Origin of the sequence: Promicromonospora sp. Marseille-Q5078 (genome assembly GCF_050315395.1) — a bacterium.
Lineage (GTDB): Bacteria > Actinomycetota > Actinomycetes > Actinomycetales > Cellulomonadaceae > Isoptericola.
The window spans coordinates 3,250,610-3,270,114 of sequence record NZ_JBNPQG010000001.1 but is presented as its reverse complement, the minus strand read 5'-3'; the positions used below and the strand labels follow the sequence as shown (position 1 = coordinate 3,270,114).

Below are 19,505 nucleotides of genomic sequence, written 5' to 3'. Positions count from 1 at the left end.
AGAGGCGCCTGCACCCGCCCCGCGGCACGTCGACGTGCCGCGGTGTCCACGAAGGAGTGACATCGCATGAAGACGCAGTCGTCCGGGCCCGGGAAGCCGGCCCGCAGCATGCTCGACCGACGGTCCTTCCTCGGCCTCGCGGGCCTCGGGGTCGCGGCCGTGGGCGTCCCCTCGTTGCTGACGTCGTGCAGCAGCGGCGCGCCGGCCTCGGTCACCGGGGGCGGCGGCACGGTGAGCACCGGCGTCCTGCCCACGTTCGCGCCGCTCGAGTACGTCAAGCCCGACGTCGCGAGCGTCGACGGGTCCACCGCCGGCTTCACGTCCATCCCGAAGGAGCTGGTCAAGGCCTTCGACGCACCGCCGGGGTCCGGCGGCACGTACACGGCGATGACGCCGCTGTGGGGCACGATCCCGCCCACCAAGGGCAACCAGTACTACGACGCCGTCAACGAGGCGGCCGGGGCGAACGTCACGTTCCAGATCTCCGACGGCAACACCTACGGCGACAAGCTGGCCGCCGTGCTGGCCTCGGAGAAGGACGTGCCGGACTGGGTCAGCATCCCGTCCTGGAACATCCCTCCGAAGTTCGGCCAGGCCGTCGAGGCGCTCTTCGAGGACCTCACGCCGTACCTGTCGGGCGACAACGTCACGAAGTACAAGAACCTCGCGAACCTCCCGACCGACGCCTGGCGGGTCTGCGTGTTCAACGACAAGCTCTACGCGCTGCCGTTCCCGGGCGAGCTGCTGAGCAACGCGATCTTCTATCGCGCCGACCTGTTCGAGGAGCTCGGCATCACCGAGCGGCCCACGAGCGCCGACGAGCTGCTCGACCTCGCCAAGGAGATCAACGACCCGTCGGGCAAGCGGTGGGCCACCGACGACCTGTGGACCGGCGCGACGATGATGTTCGCCGTCCCGCCGAAGTGGAAGGTCGGCGACGACGGCGCGCTGGTGCACCGCATCGAGACCGACGAGTACCGCGCGGCGCTGGAGTGGCAGACCAAGCTGTACGCCGCGGGCGTCGTGCACCCGGACGCGGTGGCGGACAAGAACGCGGACGCCAAGCAGCGGTTCGAGTCGGGCCAGACGCTCATCGTCAACGACGGGCTCGGCGGGTGGCACGAGGCCCTGGGCCGGCAACGGGCGAGCAACCCGGACTACGACCAGCAGCCGTTCGCGCCGATCGCCGGCGACGGCGGCACGCCCCGCCTGTTCAAGTCCGACCCGGCCAGCATGTACTCGTTCCTCAAGAAGAGCGACGACAAGGCGCGGATCGAGGAGCTGCTCGCCGTCGCGGACTTCCTCGCGTCGCCGTTCGGCACGCAGGAGTTCGAGCTGATCAACAGCGGCGTCGAGGGCGTGCACTTCACGCGGGACGACAACCGGCTCCCGGTGCCCACCGAGCTCGCCGCCACGGAGCTGCAGCCCACGTACATCTTCCTCGTGGACCCGCCGATCGTGCAGTCGCGCGTGCAGTACCCGGGCTTCGTCGAGGACTTCTGCGGCTGGATGGCCGACGCGGCCCAGTACGTGGAGGAGCCCGCGTTCTTCGGCATGCAGATCACCCCGCCGTCGCAGTACTCCGGGATCGACGCGCCGTTCGTGGACCTCGAGAAGGACATCTCGCGCGGCCGCAAGACGATGGCCGACCTGGACGAGGCGGTCGAGACGTGGAAGTCCTCGGGCGGTGAGGAGCTGCGCGGGTTCTACCAGGACATCCTGGACGAGCAGCAGTGAGCGCCCCGGCCACGACCGAGGCGGGGGCCGCGGCCCCCGCCCGCGACATGCCGCCCCCGACGCGCCACGTCCCCTGGTACGTCCGCCTGAAGCGGGACCGGTCGCTCATCCTCATGACGCTGCCGGCCGTGATCCTCCTGGCCGTCTTCGCGTACGTGCCGATGGCGGGGAACGTCGTCGCGTGGCAGGACTACTCGCCGTACGTCGGCATCGCGAACAGCCCGTTCGTCGGGTGGTGGAACTTCGAGCGGCTGTTCGCCAACGCGGCGTTCTGGCACGCGGTGGGCAACACGCTGCTCATCACGGGCTTCCAGCTGGTGTTCTTCTTCCCGGTGCCGATCGTGCTGGCGCTGCTGCTCAACAGCGTCATGACGCCGCGGATCCGCACCGCGATCCAGTCGATCGTGTACCTGCCGCACTTCTTCTCCTGGGTGATCGTCGTGACGATCTTCCAGCAGATGTTCGGCGGCGCGGGCTTCGTGGCCCAGCGGCTGGCGGAGCACGGGTACTCCGGGTTCGACCTCATGACGAACCCGGACACGTTCCTGGTGCTCATCACCGCGCAGTCGGTCTGGAAGGACGCCGGCTGGGGGATCATCATCTTCCTCGCGGCGCTGAGCACCGTGGACCCGGCCCTGTACGAGGCGTCCGTCATGGACGGCGCCAACCGGTGGCGCCGCATCTGGCACATCACGCTGCCCGCCCTGCGGGCCACCATCATCCTGCTGCTGATCCTGCGCCTGGGCGACGCGCTCACGGTCGGGTTCGAGCAGCTCATCCTGCAGCGCGGCGCCGTCGGCGCCGACGCGGCCGAGGTGATCGACACGTACGTGTACTACCAGGGCGTGGTCAACGGGGACTGGTCGTTCGCGGCCGCCGCGGGCCTGCTCAAGGGCGTGGTCTCGCTCGTGCTCGTGCTCGGCGCCAACAAGCTCGCCCACCTGTTCGGCGAGGCGGGGGTGTACCAGAAGTCATGATCTCCACGACAGCTCCCGCGGCCCCCGGGCCGCTGGCCGACGACCCCGCCGCCGTCGACGACGGCCGGGCACGGGCGCCACGACGGCGCCGCCGGTCCCCGCACCGCCCCGTGTGGGAGGAGGCGCCGGGCCCGGTCGGGTTCACCGTGAAGGCGGTGGTGCTCGCCGCGATCGTGCTGGTGGTCCTCTTCCCGCTCTACACGATCCTGCTCACCAGCGTCTCCACGCAGGCCGACATCACCCGATCGGGCGGGCTCGTCGTGGTGCCCGGGCAGCTCACCCTGTCCGCGTACCACCAGATCCTGTCCGGCGGCATCGTCACCCGGGCGGCGATCGTGTCGGTGGCGATCACCACCGTCGGCACGCTGCTGTCCACCGTCGTGTCCACGCTCGCGGCGTACGGGCTCAGCCGGCCGGGGTCGTTCGCGCACCGCCCGCTGCTCTTCGTCCTGCTCATCACGATGTTCTTCGGCGCGGGCATGATCCCGACCTACCTGCTGGTCTCGGCGCTCGGGCTGATCGACTCGTACTGGGCGCTGATCCTGCCCACCGCGATCTCGGCGTTCAACGTGCTGATCCTGCGGTCGTTCTTCATGGGGATCGACTCCGCCATCACGGACGCCGCCCGCATCGACGGCGCCGGCGACTGGCGCATCCTCGCGCGGATCGTCGCGCCGATGTCGAAGGCGGCGATCGCCGTCGTCGCGCTGTTCTACGGCGTCGGCTACTGGAACGCGTTCTTCAACGCGATGCTGTACCTCAACGACAACGCCAAGTGGCCGCTGCAGCTGGTGCTGCGCTCGTACGTGCTGCAGGGCGTCACCCTGCCGGGCAGCGGGGTGGGCCAGGTCGACGTCGCCACCGGCGCGGTCACCGGACTGCCGGTGAAGATGGCCGTCATGGTGCTGGCCGTGATCCCGATCCTGCTGGTCTACCCGCTGGTGCAGCGCCACTTCACCAAGGGCGTCATCTTCGGGGCGATCAAGGGCTGACAGGCAGCCCCCCGCGGCCTCAGGCGCCGCGGGGGGCGGTGCTGGCCCGCGCGGTCAGCTCGGGGGCGATCAGCCGGGTCTCGGCCGGCTGGCCGCCCCCGAGCCGTGCCACGACCATGTCCACCGCCACGCCCCCGATGAGCTCGCCGGGGATGTCGATGCTGGTCAGCGGGATCCGCTGCGCGAGGGCGACGTCGGTCGGGCAGATGGCCACCACCGCGACGTCGCCGGGCACGTCGCGGCCGCGCTCGGCCAGGCGCGCGAGCACGTGGGGGAGCGCGCGCTCGTTGTGCACCACCAGGCCGGTGGTCTGCGGGGCGCCGTCGAGCACGGCGTCCACGGCGCGGCGCGCGCCGTCCGGCGTGGGCTCGCAGGGCACGACGTCGTAGGGCACGCCGGCGTCGGTGCACGCCCGCCGGAACCCGCGCACCACGCGGTCGGCGTACGACGTGTGCCGGTCGAGCACCTCCGGCGGCGAGCCGATGAGCGCCACCTCGCGGTGGCCGTCGTCGACGAGCCGGCGGGCGCCCAGCCGGCCGACCGCCTCGAAGTCGAGGTCCACGCAGCTCAGCCCGGCCGGGTCGCGCGGCAGCCCGATGAGCACGGTCGGCTGCCGCAGCGACTGGAGCACCGGGAGGCGCGGGTCGTCGGCCTCGACGTCCATCACGATGATGGCGTCGACCATGGACCCGGCCGCCACGCGCTCGATCCCGCCGGCGTCGTCCTGCGTCAGCAGCAGCACGTCGTGGTCCACGTCGCGCGCGTGGGTGGCGACGCCGGTCACGAACTGCATGATGACCGAGACGTCGACCCCGGAGCGCAGCGGCGCCATGAGCCCGATGACGTTGGTGCGGCTCGACGCGAGCGCGCGGGCCCCGGCATGCGGCCGGTAGCCCAGCGTCGCGATCGCGTGCTCCACCCGCCGGCGCGTGGGGGCCGAGATCGATCGCTTGCCCGAGAGCACGTACGAGACGGTCGACGCCGAGACTCCTGCCGCCTTCGCGACGTCCTCGATGGTGGCCACGGCTAGCTCCTGGGGGCGGTAGGGACGACGGCGCCCGCGACCGGCAGGTCGCGGGCCACGTCGAGGATCACGGTATCGCCCGCGCCGACCGGGACGACGGCTCCGGCGTCCTCGCCGGCCGTGTCACCCGTCACCGCGGCGCCGTGGCGCACGACGACGTCGAGCGCGCGGTCGGCGGGCGCGTGCAGGCGGACCTCGGTGAGCGCGCCGCCGCGCCACGCGAGGTCGACCTCCCCGCCGCCGCGGGCGCGCAGGCCCGTGACCGCGCCGTCGGGCCACGCGGCAGGCAGGGCGGGCAGAACGTCCAGGCAGACGCGGCCGCCCGCCCGCCGGTGCGACTGCAGCAGCATCTCGGCCACGCCCGCCGTGAGGCCGAGGTTCCCGTCGACCTGGAACGGCGGGTGGGCGCTGAACAGGTTGGGGTACAGCCCGCCGCGCTGGCCGGGGCCGGAGTCGTCGGCCGGGCGCAGGGCGAGCAGCACCTGGTCGTGGGCGCGGTCGGCGCGGCCCAGCCGGGCCCACAGGGCCAGGCGCCACGCGAGCGACCAGCCCGTGGACTCGCGGCCCCGCAGCTCCAGCGTCCGGGCGGCCGCCGCCGCGAGGGCAGGGGTCGTGGCGGGGTCGAGGGTGCCCAGCGGGTAGAGGCCGACCAGGTGCGACTGATGGCGGTGCTCGGGCTCGGCCTCGGGCAGCTCGCGGCCCCACTCCAGCAGCTCGCCGCGCGACCCGACGGCGGGGTCGGGGAGCGCGGCGACGGCCGCCTCGAGGCGACCGAGCCACGGCTCGTCGCCGTCACCGAGACCCAGCGCGCCGGCCGCCTCCCGGCAGCCCTCGGCCAGGGCACGCAGGAGCGCGACGTCCATGGCGGCGCTGGTCGTCACCGCGGCGGGGGCCCCGTCGGGCGCGACGAACTGGTTCTCCGGGGAGGTCGACGGGCTCGTCCAGGCCCGCTCAGGGGCGCCGGCGCCGCGCCCGGTCCCGCCCGAGGTCTGCACCCAGTCCAGCGCGAACTCGCCCGCCCCGCGCAGGGCGGGCCAGGCGGCGCGCAGGGCGTCGTCGTCGCCGGTGAACCGGTAGTGCTCCACCAGGTGCTGCGCGAGCCACGTGCCGCCGAGCGCCCAGGCGGACCACTTGGCCTCCCCGCGGCCGTTCCCGACCGGGGCGGCGTGCCCCCACGCGTCCGAGTTGTGGTGGGCCACCCAGCCGGCGGCGCCGTACAGGCCGCGCGCGACCTCGGCGCCCGGCCCCTCAGCGAGCCGCGCGACGAACCGCAGCAGCGGCTCCTGGCACGCGGCCAGCCCGGTGGTCCCGGCCGCCCAGTACGCCATCTGGAGGTTGATGTTCAGCGTGTAGCCGCTGCTCCACGGGCCGGGCAGCCACGGGTTCCACAGCCCCTGGAGCGTGGCGGGCAGCCCGCCCGGTCGCGACGAGGAGAGCAGCAGGTAGCGGCCGTGGTGGAACGCGAGCGCGGCCAGCCCCGGGTCCGGGCGCCCCGCGGCCGCCAGGACCCGGCGGTCCGTGGGCAGGTCGCCCGCCCCGTCCGGCGACGGCAGGTCGAGGTGTACGCGGCCGTAGAGGCGCTCGTGCTCGGCGACGTGCGCGGCCCGCAGGCGCTCGCGGAGGGCGGCGGCGTCCTCGCCGGTGCCCGCCGTGCCGGTGCCGACGGGGAAGGTCCCGGCCGACCCGAGATGAGCCGCGAGCTGGGCCGCGAGCCGGTCGCCCGCCGGCGCGGCGCCGGGCTCCCCGGGCGGGTCGGTGGTGGCGGTGGCGACCAGCAGCACGTGGGTGCGCGCGGCACCGGTGCGCAGCGCGCCGTCGGCCACCGCGGCGTCGGGGGCGGCCGGGGCGGCGACGGCGACGAGCCCGGTGCGTCCGCGCGCGGCGTCGTACCGCAGCTCGCCCTCCGGGTGGTGCGGCGGCGGGACGTCGACGGGCAGGTCGAACGCCCGCACGAGCACATCCGTCGCGGCGGGGCCGAGGGCGCCGTCGTCGAGGGGCCGGGCCGCGGCCCGCAGGAGGCTGTCGAGGCGCACGGCGACGCGGACGGGCCGCTCCGCGCGCACGGTGTGCACCAGCGGGCCGCCGCGGGAGTCCGCCCAGGTCTCCTGCACCACGCGGCCCGCGACCGGGTGCTCCCAGGTGTGCGTCGCGACGCCGGTCCGCAGGTCGAGGTCGCGGTGCACGACGCCGCGGCGGGGCGACGGGCCGGGGGCCTCGCCGTCCGCGGGCTCGACGGAGACGTCGGCCTCCGCGAGGGGGAGGTACGCCTGCGCCCACGGGGTCTGCGTGTCCGCGAGCAGCGCCTCGGCGCCGCGCACGTCGCCGGACGCCACCGCGGCGCGCACGCGGGCGAGATGCTCGGGGCCGCGGGCGCGCGCCCCCGCCAGCGGGTCGCGAGGGGGGCCGGACCAGGCGGTGCCGTCGTTGAGCCACAGGTGCTCGACCCCCGGGCGGCCGGCGCACATCGCGCCGCGGCGGCCGTTGCCCACGGGGTACGCCTCGACCCATCGGGTCGCGCTGCGGTCGGCGTGCAGGACGTGCGTCGTCGCGGGGAGTTCGCCCATGGTCGGCCAGCCTAGTGTGCGGCGAATCGCTTCGACGATCGAATTCGCATCGTGTCGCAGCGAGCGGGCCGGTCGGCAGCCGGGGCCTTGACGATCCACGGCGGCCGGGTTGATACTTCCGTCGAAGCGCTTCGACGACGATATCGACGGCGCTCGCCCGCGGTGGGTCCGTGCACCGCCGCCGCGGCGCTGTACTCGACGAGGAGGACCCCATGCTGCACCGCGCGCGCACCGTCTCCACGGTGGCCCTGATCGCCGCGTCGACCCTGACGCTCACCGCCTGCGTCGGCGGGGGCGGAGGCGGGTCGGCTCCGGGAGGCGGCGACGCCGATGACAAGACCCTGACGATCTGGCACTACGAGAACGACGACTCGGCCATGGGCCAGGCCTGGGCCAAGGCGATCGACATCTTCGAGGAGGAGCACCCGGACGTCACGGTCGACGTCGAGAAGCAGACGTTCGAGCAGATCCAGAAGAACGCGAAGATCGTGCTGACCGGCGACGACGTGCCCGACGTCATGGAGTACAACAAGGGCAACGCGACCGCCGGGCAGCTCGCCGCGCAGGGCCTGCTCACCCCGCTCACCGACGCCGCGGAGAAGAACGGCTGGGCCGACAAGCTCTCCGGCTCGCTCCAGACCACCGCGCGCTACGACGAGAACGGCCTCATGGGCTCCGGCGACTGGTACGGGGTGCCCAATTACGGCGAGTTCGTGGGCGTCTACTACAACAAGGACATGTTCGAGAAGGCCGGCCTCGAGGTGCCGACCACGCTCGACGAGCTCGAGCAGGTCATGAAGGCGTTCAAGGCCGACGGCGTCACGCCCCTCGCCGAGGCGGGCGCGGAGTACCCGATGGGCCAGCTCTGGTACGAGCTCGTTCTCGCGAACGCCGACCGCGAGCTGGTCGACCAGTACCAGCTCTTCGACGGCGACGTCGACTTCCACGGTCCCGAGATGACGGCCGCGACGAAGAAGCTCGACGAGTGGATCAAGGACGGCTACATCGCGTCCGACTCCGCCGGCCTCACCGCGGAGGACATGGGCGTCTCGTTCATGAAGGGCGACTACCCGATGATGGTGTCCGGGTCCTGGTGGTTCGGCCGCGTCGTCGCCGAGATGAAGGACGACTGGGGCCAGTTCAACTTCCCGGGCAACACGCTGCAGGTCGGATCGTCCGGCAACCTGTGGGTGGTGCCGACCAACGCCGACTCGCCGTCGCTCGCCGAGGAGTTCATCGACACCACGCTGCGGCCCGAGGTGCAGGACGTGCTGGCGCAGGCCGGCGGCCTGCCGGTGGCCGGCGACCCGTCGACCATCGACGACGAGAAGACGCGCGAGCTCACCGAGAACTTCCAGGCGGTCCTCGACGACGACGGCCTGGCGTTCTACCCGGACTGGCCCGTGCCCGGCTACTACGACGTGATCGTCAGCCAGCTCCAGTCCCTGGTCAACCAGTCCAAGTCGCCCGACCAGGTGCTCGACGGCCTGGAGTCCGCCTACACGGACGGCAAGGCCGACCTGCTCGGCGAGTGACGACATGACCGCCACCCTCACCCCGCCCGCGGCGGCGCCCCCGACCAGGGCGCGCCGCCGCCGGCGCGGCGGCTCCCTGCCCTACCTGGCGTACCTGCTGCCCGGCGCGGTCCTCTTCGTGCTGGTCATCGGGTACCCCCTGGTCACCAACGTCTACATCAGCCTCTTCTCCTGGCGCGGCGGGCTGGCGCCGCTCACCTGGGTGGGGCTCGACAACTACACGGAGCTGTGGCACGACGCCGCCTTCTGGACGTCGTTCCAGAACTCGGTCGCGATGATCGTCGCGATGGTGCTGGTGCCCACGGTGATCGGCCTGCTGCTCGCCGCGGTGCTGTTCGACTACCTCGGCCGGCGCTTCGGCGGCCGCGTCGCCTCCGTCCTGCGCGCCACCTACTACCTGCCGCAGATCCTGCCGGTCGCGGTCGCGGGCGTGCTGTGGAACTGGATCCTCAACGCCCAGACGGGCGCGCTCAACGAGATCCTGCGCGGGCTCGGCGTCGAGAACCCGCCGAACTGGCTGGGCGACCCCAGCACGGCCCTGCCGAGCGTCATGCTGGTGCTGATCTGGGTGCAGATCGGCTACCCCGTGGTGATCTTCATGGCCGCGCTGCAGCGGGTGGACCCCGAGCTCTACGAGGCGGCGGAGCTGGACGGCGCCGGCTGGTGGCGGCGGTTCCGCGCCATCACGATCCCGCAGATCCGGCCGGAGACGTTCGTCGTGACGCTCACGTGCACCGTCGCCGCCCTCAAGGTGTTCGGCCCGATCTACGTGCTGACGCGCGGCGGCCCGGAGAGCTCCACGCTCGTGCCGAGCTACTACTCGTACCTCAACTTCTTCGACAAGTCGCGGGTGGGCTACGGCGCCGCCGTGGCGACCGTGCTCACGGTGGTGATCGTCGTGGTGGCCGTCGTCATCCTGGCGCTGCAGTCGCGCGCCGAGCGCGCCGAGGAGGTGGGTCGCTGATGGCCACGACGGTCCAGGCTCCGCCGTCCGGCCGGGCCGCGCGCCCGGGGCCCGACGTGCCGCAGAGGCGGGAGGGCGGTCGCCACCGCCGGGGCGCCGCGCGCTGGTTCGTGCTGGCGGGCGCGGTCGTCGTCGCGCTGCTCGTGCTGGCGCCGCTGCTCGTCATGCTCCTCAACGCGTTCAAGTCGCCCGAGGACTACACGCAGAATGGCCCGCTCAGCCTCCCGAGCAGCCTCTACCTCGACGGGCTCGTGAACTTCTGGCAGCGCACGGACTTCCCGGTGAAGCTGTGGAACTCGTTCTTCATCTCCGCGGTGGTGGCGGTGGCGGCGTGCGTGCTCTCGCTCCTCAACGCCTACGCGATCGGCATCGGCCGGATCAGGGGCCGGCTGTGGATCGTGCTGCTGTTCCTGCTCGCGAACATGCTGCCGCAGGAGGCGCTGATCTACCCGCTGTTCGACATGGCCCGGCAGGTGGGGCTCTCGAACTCCCAGTGGTCCGTGATCATCATCTTCACGGTCGTCCAGTCGGCCTTCGGCACGTACCTGCTCGCGTCGGTGCTGGGCACCTTCCCGCCGGCGCTGCTCGAGGCCGCGGCGCTCGACGGCGCAGGCCGCTGGCGGATCCTGTGGCAGGTGGTGTTCCCGATCGTGCGGCCCACCCTCATGGTGCTGATGATCTTCTTCTTCATCTGGACCTGGAACGAGTTCTTCATCCCGCTGGTCATGCTCACGACCAACGACACCCAGACGATCCCGATCGCGCTCGCCTCGCTGCAGGGCGACCGGATGATGGACGCGCCGACCACCAACGCCGGCGCCCTCGTCTCCCTCGTCCCGGCCCTCGTCTTCTTCCTCATCTTCCAGCGCACCCTCACCCGCGGCGTCACCGCCGGCGCGGTGAAGTGAGCGCGACCGACCCCTACGGAGCAGGTGCACCCTGATGAAGTTCACCGACGGTTACTGGCAGACGCGCCCCGGCATCGACCCGCTGTACGCGACGGAGGTCGACGACGTCCGCGTGGACGAGGCGGCCGGCACGATGACGGTGTACGCCCCGACGGCGCGCATCCGTCGCCGGGGCGACACGCTGAACCGGCCGATGCTGACGGTCACGTACGCCTCCCCGGCGCCGGGGGTGGTCAAGGTGCGGGTGGAGCACTTCGCCGGCGCCGCGCGCCGCGGCCCGGAGTTCGCCGTCTCGGGGGAGCCGGGTTTCCGGCCCGTGGTGAAGGTCGACGAGTCGGAGGGCGTGCTGGAGTCGGGTGGCCTCGCGGTGCGCGTGCACCGCGGGGACGGGTGGCGCGTCGACTTCGAGCAGGACGGCCGGGTGCTGACGTCGAGCCTGCCGAAGTCGGTCGGCGCGATGGCGGCGTCCTCGGGGCCGGCCGCGGGCGGGGCGTGGGTGCACGAGCAGCTGTCGCTGGATCCGGGCGAGCACGTGTACGGGCTGGGGGAGCGGTTCGGGCCGTTCGTCAAGAACGGGCAGTCGGTCGACGTCTGGAACGAGGACGGCGGCACGTCGAGCGAGCAGGCGTACAAGAACGTGCCGTTCTACGTGACGTCCAAGGGGTACGGCGTGTTCGTCGCGCACCCCGAGCGGGTCTCGCTCGAGGTCGCGTCGGAGGTCAACACCCGCGTCCAGTTCTCGGTGGCCGGCCAGGCGCTGGAGTACTACGTGGTCGCGGGCCCGACGCCCAAGGACGTGCTGCGCCGGTACACCGCGTTGACCGGGCGGCCGGCGCGCGTGCCGGCGTGGTCGTTCGGGACATGGCTGTCGACGTCGTTCACGACGGACTACGACGAGGCCACGGTGACGGGCTTCGTGGACGGGATGGCCGAGCGCGGGCTGCCGCTCAGTGTGTTCCACTTCGACTGCTTCTGGATGCGCGAGTACCAGTGGTGCGACTTCGAGTGGGACCCTCGGGTGTTCCCGGACCCGGAGGGGATGCTGGCGCGGCTGCACGAGCGCGGGCTGCAGGTGAGCGTGTGGATCAACCCGTACATCGGGCAGCGCTCGCCCCTGTTCGCGGAGGGCGCCGAGAAGGGGTACCTGCTGCGCACCACCGACGGCGGCGTGTGGCAGTGGGACATGTGGCAGGCGGGCATGGCCCTGGTGGACTTCACGAACCCGGACGCGACGGCCTGGTACCTGGGGTACCTGGAGCGGCTGCTGGACCAGGGCGTGGACGCGTTCAAGACGGACTTCGGCGAGCGGATCCCGGTCGAGGGCGTGGTCTGGCACGACGGCTCGGACCCGGCCACGATGCACAACTACTACGCCCAGCTGTACAACGAGGCCGTCTTCGGGCTCCTGGAGCGGCGCCGTGGCCGCGGGGAGGCGGTCGTGTTCGCGCGGGCCGCGACGGCGGGCGGGCAGCAGATGCCGGTGCACTGGGGCGGCGACTGCGACTCCACGTACGCGTCGATGGGGGAGTCGCTGCGCGGCGGCCTGTCGCTCGCGCTGTCGGGGTTCGGGTACTGGAGCCACGACATCGGCGGGTTCGAGGGCACGCCGGACGCCGGGGTGTTCAAGCGGTGGCTGGCGTTCGGGATGCTGTCGAGCCACTCGCGCCTGCACGGCTCGTCGTCCTACCGGGTGCCGTGGGCGTTCGACGAGGAGGCCGTGGACGTCGCGCGCCGGTTCACGCACCTGAAGCTGTCGCTCATGCCGTACCTCGCCGGGGCGGGGGAGCAGGCGCACGCCGCCGGCACGCCGATCATGCGCCCGATGGTGCTGGAGTTCCCGGCCGACCGCGGCACCTTCGGCGTGGACACCCAGTACATGCTGGGCGACTCCCTGCTGATCGCGCCCGTGTTCACCGCCGACGGGACGGTCGAGTACTACGTGCCGGAGGGCACGTGGACGCGGCTGCTCGACGACGCGGAGGGGACGCACGAGCGCACGGTCGTCGGGCCGCGGTGGGTCACCGAGACCCACGGCTTCGACTCCCTGCCCGTGCTGGTGCGCCCGGGCACCGTGCTGCCCGTCGGGGCGCGCACCGACCGGCCCGACTACGCGTGGGCCGAGGGCGTCGAGCTGCGGCTGGTCGAGCTGCCCGACGGGTACGACGCCGAGACCGTCGTGCCGACCGGCGGCCCCGACGGCGCCGCGGCGCGGTTCCGCGTGCGCCGCACCGGCGACGAGGTCGTCGTCACGACCGACGACGCCCCCGCCGCCTGGAGCGTCCGGGCCGGGGAGCAGGTCGCCACCGCCACCGGAGCCGGAGAGCTGAGGATCGCCCTGTGAACGCACGCACCTTTCCCGCCGACTTCCTGTGGGGGACCGCGACGGCCGCCTACCAGATCGAGGGGGCCGCCGCCGAGGGCGGCCGTGGCCCGTCGATCTGGGACACGTACTCCCGCACCCCGGGCCGCACCCGCGACGGCGACACCGGCGACGTGGCGTGCGACCACTACCACCGGTGGTCCGAGGACGTGGACCACCTGGCCCGGCTCGGCGTCGGCGCCTACCGCCTGTCGATCTCGTGGTCCCGGGTGCAGCCCGGCGGTCGTGGCCCGCTCAACGCGGAGGGCGTCGCGTTCTACCGGCGCCTGCTCGAGGCGCTGCGGGCGCGGGGCGTCCGACCGTTCGTCACGCTCTACCACTGGGACCTGCCGCAGGAGCTGGAGGACGCGGGCGGCTGGGCGAACCGCGAGACCGCGGCGGCGTTCGCGCAGTACGCGCGGCACATGGCGGCCGAGCTCGGCGACCTGGTGGAGGCGTGGACGACGCTGAACGAGCCGTGGTGCTCCGCCTACCTGGGGTACGGGTCGGGAGTGCACGCCCCGGGCCGCACGGAGCCCGCGACCGCACTGGCCGCCGTGCACCACCTCAACCTGGCGCACGGGCTCGCCGCCCGCGCGATCCGCGAGGTGCTGCCGGACGCGCAGGTGTCGATCACCCTGAACCTGCACGTCGTGCGGCCGGAGGACCCGTCGTCCGACGCCGACGCGGACGCGGTGCGCACGATCGAGGCGCTCGCGAACCGCGCGTTCCTCGGCCCGCTGCTCGACGGGGCGTACCCCGCCGACCTGCTGGCCGACACCGCGCACGTCTCGGACTGGTCGTTCGTGCACGACGGCGACCTCGAGGCGATCCGCCAGCCGCTGGACGTGCTGGGTGTCAACTACTACTCCACGGTCACGGTGCGCCGCATCGCCGGCGACGCGGGTGGTGGGGAGCGTGCCGCGAACGACGGCCACGGGGCGTCGAGCCACAGCCCGTGGATCGGCGTGACCGACGTCGAGTTCGCCGAGCAGCCCGGCCCGTACACCGCGATGGGATGGAACATCGAGCCGTCGGGCCTCACGGACCTGCTGCTCGACCTGCACCGCACCTACCCCGGGCTGCCGCTGGCCGTCACGGAGAACGGCGCGGCGTTCGACGACGAGCTCGTCGTCACCGACGCCGGGCGCCGGGTGCACGACGACCGCCGCGTGGCCTACCTGCACGACCACGTCGACGCCGTGGGCGCGGCCCGCGACGCGGGCGCGGACGTGCGCGGCTACTTCGCGTGGTCGCTCATGGACAACTTCGAGTGGGGCTACGGGTACTCCCGGCGCTTCGGCATCCTGCACGTCGACTACCCCACCGGGGAGCGCACCTGGAAGGACTCCGCGCACTGGTACCGCCGCCTCGCCACGTCCGGCGAGCTGCCCCCGGTCGACGCCGTCGCGCCCTGACGCGTCCGCGGGTCGGTACTAGCGTGCGGGCATGACCGCGCCTGCCCCGCTCCCTACCGACACCGCCCGCCTCGACCCCGACCTCTTCGACGACGCCCTGCGCCGGCGGCGCCGCGAGACCCGGGTGCCGGCGCTGTCCGCCGCGGTGGGGCGGGGCGGACGGGTCGCATGGGCCGGCACCGCGGGGTGGGCGCCGGCCGACCCGGGCACGGCGTTCCGGATCGGGTCGATCAGCAAGCCCATGACGGCGGTCGCGGTGCTGCGCCTGGTCGCGGCGGGCCGCGTCGCCCTGAACGACCCGGTCGGACGGCACCTGCCCGACGCCCCGGTCCCGGCCGCCACGGTGGCCCAGCTGCTCACGCACACCGCGGGCCTGCCGGCCGAGCCGCCGGGGCCGTGGTGGGAGCGGCACGGCGCGGGCACCTGGGACGAGCTCGTCTCCGCAGGCGTCGAGCCGCTGTGGGAGCCGGGCGAGCGCCACCACTACTCCAACCTGGGGTACGCGGTGCTCGGACGGCTGGTGGAGGAGTCGCACGGCCGGTCGTGGGACGCCGTCCTGCGCGACGAGGTGTGGGCCCCGCTCGGCATGGCGCACACCGGCCGCACGCCCGTCGGCGACGCCGCCGTCGGCTACGCGGTGCACCCCCACGCGGACGCCGTGCTCGTCGAGCCCGTGCCCGCGTACGGCGCGATGGGGCCGGCGGGCGAGGTGTGGTCGACGCCGTCCGACCTGGTGCGGTTCGGTTCCTGGCTGGTCGGCGCGGGCGCCGACGGGGGAGCGGGCGACGACGTGCTCCCGAGGCCGTGGCGGCGGCGGATGACGGCGCCGCGGGCGGTGGTCGACGACGCCGGCGCGCCGTTCGGTGCCGCCTGGGGCCTGGGCGTCTCCGTCCACCACCCCGTCGGCGACGGCGGGACGGCCGGGCGTCGCACGGTCGGGCACGGCGGCTCCGTGCCGGGCTTCACGGCCACGCTGCGCGCCGTCCCGGCGACGGGCGACGTCGTCGCCGTGTGTGGCAGCTCGACCGCCGGGTTCGGGGACGCGGCGTTCCTCCTCGACCTCCTCGACCTCCTCGACCGGCCGAGGGCGGGCGGGACGGGCGACCCCGGCGCCGCCGACCCGGACGTGCTCGCGCTGACCGGCACCTGGTACTGGGGGCCGGTGCCGTACACGCTGGCGCGCCGCGCGGACGGTTGCCTCGCGCTGAGCTCCGCGGGCGGCCGCGGCACGGTGTTCGGCCCGGCGGCGGACGGCGGCTGGGTCGGCGTCGAGGGCGGCTACTGGCTGGGGGAGCGGCTGCGCGTCGTCGCGGCCGGCACGCCGGCCGAGGCGCTCGACGTCGGCACGTTCCACCTCACCCGCGCGCCGTACGCCCCCGCGACCGCCGTGCCCGGCGGCCTCGACCCTCGTGGCTGGCGGGCGGCGCCCGCCGAATCACGCGCCGAGTGACGCGCCGGGTCGGCGGGCTGTGCGACACACCACCGCGCACGACACGCCGACGATCTCGACGAGTTTCGGCCCGGATCGACAGCCGGGAATGTCCGTTCTGACCGGAGGGCGACGTCTCCCGGACGGGGTGCGGGGGTCGGCCGTGCCGGGACCACGGGCACCGGGCGGTCGCGCACATGCTGTGGACGCCCGTCGCCCACCGCCTGTGGACACCCGCGCGCGAGCCGCACGGTGCTGCGGAAGGACGCCTCCGGGTGGTGGGGACGGACCCCCGGTGTGCCTGTGGACGAGGCGTGTCGGACCCCCGTGGGAGGCTCTTCGCAGGGCCGGAGAGCGAAGGGCGTTCGACGAATGACACCGCTGTCAACCACAAGATGTCGGCCCCGCGCGCGCCCCGACCACTAGGTGTAGTGTTTGAGGAACGCGGGGCACACAGCCCTTCGAACAAAGCACACCGGCGTAGTTCCACGGGCGTCATCCCTGGTCCGGGCCCCTCACGGGCCTTTCTGAGGGAGGCTCGCACGGGCTGCGACACGGGTCGGACCAAGCCCCCCGGCGGGGAGCGCAGAGAGGGAGAGACACATGAGCATCACGGTCTACAGCAAGCCGGCCTGTGTGCAGTGCGACGCCACCTACCGCGCCCTCGACCGCAAGGGCGTCGAGTACTCGGTGGTCGACATCACCCAGGACGCGGAGGCGCTCGAGATGGTGCGCGGCCTCGGCTACCTGCAGGCCCCCGTCGTCGTCGCCGGCGACACCCACTGGTCGGGCTTCCGTCCCGACCAGATCGCCGCGGTCGCGGCGCAGCGGGCCGTCTCGGCCTGAGCGAGCGGGCCGCGCGCGTCGCGGCCCCGCTCACCCCATACGGCCGGCGCCCCGGGCTTCGATCCCGACCCGGGGCGCCGTGCGTCTTCGACGGCACGCCCGTCGGCCTGGCAGCAGCATCCGGGGGGAGGCTGAACATGGGTTCTCTCGTCTACTTCTCCAGCGTGTCGGAGAACACCCATCGGTTCGTCCGGCGCCTCGGGCTCGAGGAGCTCGGCATGTCGGTGCACCGGATCCCGGTGCGCAAGACGGACGGGTCCCTTACGGTGACCGAGCCGTACGTGCTCATGGTCCCGACCTACGGCGGGGGCAACGAGGGCGGCGCCGTGCCACGGCGCGTGCGCGAGTTCCTCAACGACCCGCACAACCGGTCGCTCGTCCGCGGCGTCATCGCCGCGGGGAACACCAACTTCGGCGCTGCGTACTGCATCGCCGGCGACATCATCTCCGCGAAGTGCCAGGTGCCCTACCTGTACGCCTTCGAACTCCTGGGGACGGCTGAGGACGCCGTGCGCGTCCGTGACGGATTGGGACGATTTTGGCAACGACAGTCACTGATCTCGGCGTGAGCGCGACGACCCCGGAGGTCGCGGGGGCCGTCCCCGTGCCGCTGCAGGGCGTGCAGCTGGACTACCACGCGCTGAACGCGATGCTGAACCTGTACGGACCGGACGGCGAGATCCAGTTCGACAAGGACCGCGAGGCCACCACGGCCTACTTCGAGCAGCACGTGGTGCCGAACACCATCCAGTTCGAGACGCTGGACGCGAAGCTCGACCACCTGATCGAGAACAAGTACTACGACCCCGAGGTCCTCGGGAAGTACTCGCGTACCTTCGTCAAGGAGCTCTTCCGGCTCGCCTACTCGAAGGACTTCCAGTTCGACTCGTTCCTGGGCGCCTTCAAGTACTACACGTCGTACACGCTGAAGACGTTCGACGGGAAGAAGTACCTCGAGCGCTTCGAGGACCGCGTCTCGATGGTGGCCCTCGGCCTGGCCGACGGCGACGAGCAGGTCGCGCGCGACATCGTCGAGGAGGTCGTCTCCGGGCGGTTCCAGCCGGCGACGCCGACCTTCCTCAACGTGGGCAAGGCGCAGCGCGGCGAGCCCGTGTCCTGCTTCCTGCTGCGCATCGAGGACAACATGGAGTCCATCGCGCGCGGCATCAACTCCGCCCTGCAGCTGTCCAAGCGCGGCGGCGGCGTGGCGCTGCTGCTGAGCAACATCCGCGAGCACGGCGCGCCGATCAAGCACATCCAGAACCAGTCGTCGGGCGTCATCCCCGTGATGAAGCTCCTCGAGGACTCGTTCTCCTACGCGAACCAGCTCGGGGCGCGCCAGGGCGCGGGCGCCGTGTACCTGCACGCGCACCACCCCGACATCATGCGGTTCCTCGACACCAAGCGGGAGAACGCGGACGAGAAGATCCGCATCAAGACGCTGTCGCTGGGCGTCGTGATCCCGGACGTCACGTTCGAGCTCGCGAAGCAGAACGCGGACATGCACCTGTTCAGCCCGTACGACGTCGAGCGCGTCTACGGCAAGCCGTTCGCCGACGTCTCCATCTCGGAGAAGTACGACGAGCTCGTGGCCGACGACCGGATCACGAAGACCACGATCAAGGCCCGCGACTTCTTCCAGACGATCGCCGAGCTGCAGTTCGAGTCGGGCTACCCGTACGTGATGTTCGAGGACACCGTGAACAAGGCGAACCCGATCAAGGGCCGCATCACGCACTCGAACCTCTGCTCCGAGATCCTGCAGGTCTCGACGCCGTCGACGTTCCACGAGGACCTGTCCTACGACCACGTCGGCCGGGACATCTCCTGCAACCTCGGCTCGCTGAACATCGCGAAGACGATGGACTCGCCGGACTTCGCCAAGACGATCGACACCGCGATCCGCGCGCTCACCGCGGTCTCCGACCAGACGGACATCGAGTCGGTGCCGTCGATCCGTCGGGCCAACGACCTCGGCCACGCCATCGGCCTCGGGCAGATGAACCTGCACGGGTACCTCGCGCGCGAGCGGATCTACTACGGCTCCGACGAGGGCATCGACTTCACGAACCTGTACTTCTACACGGTCGCCTACCACGCGATCGCGGCCTCGAACCGGCTCGCGATCCAGCGGGGCAAGGCGTTCGGCGGGTTCGAGGACTCCAAGTACGCGACCGGCGAGTACTTCGACAAGTACACCGACGCCGAGTGGAAGCCCGCCACCGCGCGCGTCGCGCAGATCTTCGCCGACGCCGGCGTGGCGATCCCGACGCAGGACGACTGGCGCGCGCTCAAGGCCTCGGTCATGGAGCACGGCATCTACAACCAGAACCTGCAGGCCGTGCCGCCCACCGGGTCGATCAGCTACATCAACAACTCGACGTCGTCGATCCACCCCGTGCCCGCCAAGATCGAGATCCGCAAGGAGGGCAAGCTCGGTCGCGTGTACTACCCGGCGCCGTACATGACGAACGACAACCTGGACTACTACCAGGACGCGTACGAGATCGGCTACGAGAAGATCATCGACACCTACGCCGCCGCCACGCAGCACGTGGACCAGGGCCTGTCGCTGACGCTGTTCTTCCCCGACACGGTGACCACGCGCGACGTCAACCGGGCGCAGATCTACGCCTGGCGCAAGGGGATCAAGACGCTGTACTACATCCGCCTCCGCCAGATGGCCCTCGAGGGCACTGAGGTGGAGAACTGCGTCAGCTGCATGCTGTGAGTGCGTTGAGCAACGATCGGG

Annotated in this window: 14 protein-coding genes; 12 read left to right on the top strand and 2 right to left on the bottom strand. The window is 72.4% G+C overall.

From position 1 onward, the window contains the following. Window positions 1-66 precede the first annotated feature (66 nt). From ACQFYA_RS15175 to ACQFYA_RS15165, 3 genes are read left to right on the top strand one after another with little or no spacing between them, the layout of a single operon-like run. Window positions 67-1,737 carry a type 2 periplasmic-binding domain-containing protein gene (locus tag ACQFYA_RS15175; RefSeq protein WP_499125559.1) on the top strand — a complete coding sequence of 557 codons (1,671 nt, stop codon included), beginning with the start codon at window positions 67-69 and terminating at the stop codon, window positions 1,735-1,737. 47 nt (window positions 1,738-1,784) lie between these two features. Beyond that, window positions 1,785-2,714, top strand: a complete 930-nt coding sequence (locus ACQFYA_RS15170; protein WP_499127550.1) for an ABC transporter permease — start codon at window positions 1,785-1,787, stop codon at window positions 2,712-2,714. After that, entirely contained in the window at window positions 2,711-3,706 is a 996-nt protein-coding gene (locus tag ACQFYA_RS15165; RefSeq protein ID WP_499125558.1) for a carbohydrate ABC transporter permease, read from the top strand. Before ACQFYA_RS15170 ends, ACQFYA_RS15165 begins: the two co-directional genes overlap by 4 nt. Window positions 3,707-3,725: 19 nt before the next feature. Here ACQFYA_RS15165 and ACQFYA_RS15160 read toward each other — a convergent pair whose 3' ends face one another. Both ACQFYA_RS15160 and ACQFYA_RS15155 read right to left on the bottom strand, forming a co-directional pair. Further along, a complete protein-coding gene (locus tag ACQFYA_RS15160; protein WP_499125557.1) occupies window positions 3,726-4,730 on the bottom strand; it encodes a LacI family DNA-binding transcriptional regulator in 1,005 nt (334 codons plus the stop codon). Between the two features lie 2 nt (window positions 4,731-4,732). Next, a complete protein-coding gene (locus ACQFYA_RS15155; RefSeq protein ID WP_499125555.1) occupies window positions 4,733-7,294 on the bottom strand; it encodes a glycosyl hydrolase family 95 catalytic domain-containing protein in 2,562 nt (853 codons plus the stop codon). Window positions 7,295-7,506: 212 nt separating this feature from the next. Here ACQFYA_RS15155 and ACQFYA_RS15150 point away from each other — a divergent pair, with 212 nt between their 5' ends. From ACQFYA_RS15150 to nrdE, 9 genes are all read left to right on the top strand, one after another. Next, a complete protein-coding gene (locus ACQFYA_RS15150) occupies window positions 7,507-8,829 on the top strand; it encodes an ABC transporter substrate-binding protein (protein ID WP_499125554.1) in 1,323 nt (440 codons plus the stop codon). A 4-nt stretch (window positions 8,830-8,833) separates the two neighbouring features. Beyond that, entirely contained in the window at window positions 8,834-9,793 is a 960-nt protein-coding gene (locus tag ACQFYA_RS15145) for a carbohydrate ABC transporter permease (protein WP_499125552.1), read from the top strand. Continuing rightward, window positions 9,793-10,701 (top strand): carbohydrate ABC transporter permease, encoded by a 909-nt coding sequence (locus ACQFYA_RS15140; protein WP_499125551.1) that lies wholly within the window; start codon window positions 9,793-9,795, stop codon window positions 10,699-10,701. Before ACQFYA_RS15145 ends, ACQFYA_RS15140 begins: the two co-directional genes overlap by 1 nt. Before the next feature lie 34 nt (window positions 10,702-10,735). Then, entirely contained in the window at window positions 10,736-13,042 is a 2,307-nt protein-coding gene (yicI, locus tag ACQFYA_RS15135; RefSeq protein WP_499125549.1) for an alpha-xylosidase, read from the top strand. Continuing rightward, window positions 13,039-14,478 (top strand): GH1 family beta-glucosidase, encoded by a 1,440-nt coding sequence (locus ACQFYA_RS15130; protein WP_499125547.1) that lies wholly within the window; start codon window positions 13,039-13,041, stop codon window positions 14,476-14,478. Before yicI ends, ACQFYA_RS15130 begins: the two co-directional genes overlap by 4 nt. 31 nt (window positions 14,479-14,509) lie before the next feature. Continuing rightward, entirely contained in the window at window positions 14,510-15,928 is a 1,419-nt protein-coding gene (locus tag ACQFYA_RS15125) for a serine hydrolase domain-containing protein (protein WP_499125544.1), read from the top strand. A gap of 582 nt (window positions 15,929-16,510) precedes the next feature. Then, a complete protein-coding gene (gene nrdH, locus ACQFYA_RS15120) occupies window positions 16,511-16,753 on the top strand; it encodes a glutaredoxin-like protein NrdH (RefSeq protein WP_499125542.1) in 243 nt (80 codons plus the stop codon). Window positions 16,754-16,890: 137 nt separating this feature from the next. Beyond that, on the top strand, window positions 16,891-17,322 hold the full coding sequence (gene nrdI, locus ACQFYA_RS15115) for a class Ib ribonucleoside-diphosphate reductase assembly flavoprotein NrdI (RefSeq protein ID WP_079569590.1): 432 nt from the start codon (window positions 16,891-16,893) through the stop codon (window positions 17,320-17,322). Then, window positions 17,319-19,484 (top strand): class 1b ribonucleoside-diphosphate reductase subunit alpha, encoded by a 2,166-nt coding sequence (nrdE, locus tag ACQFYA_RS15110; RefSeq protein ID WP_499125540.1) that lies wholly within the window; start codon window positions 17,319-17,321, stop codon window positions 19,482-19,484. Before nrdI ends, nrdE begins: the two co-directional genes overlap by 4 nt. The last annotated feature ends 21 nt before the right edge of the window (window positions 19,485-19,505 follow it).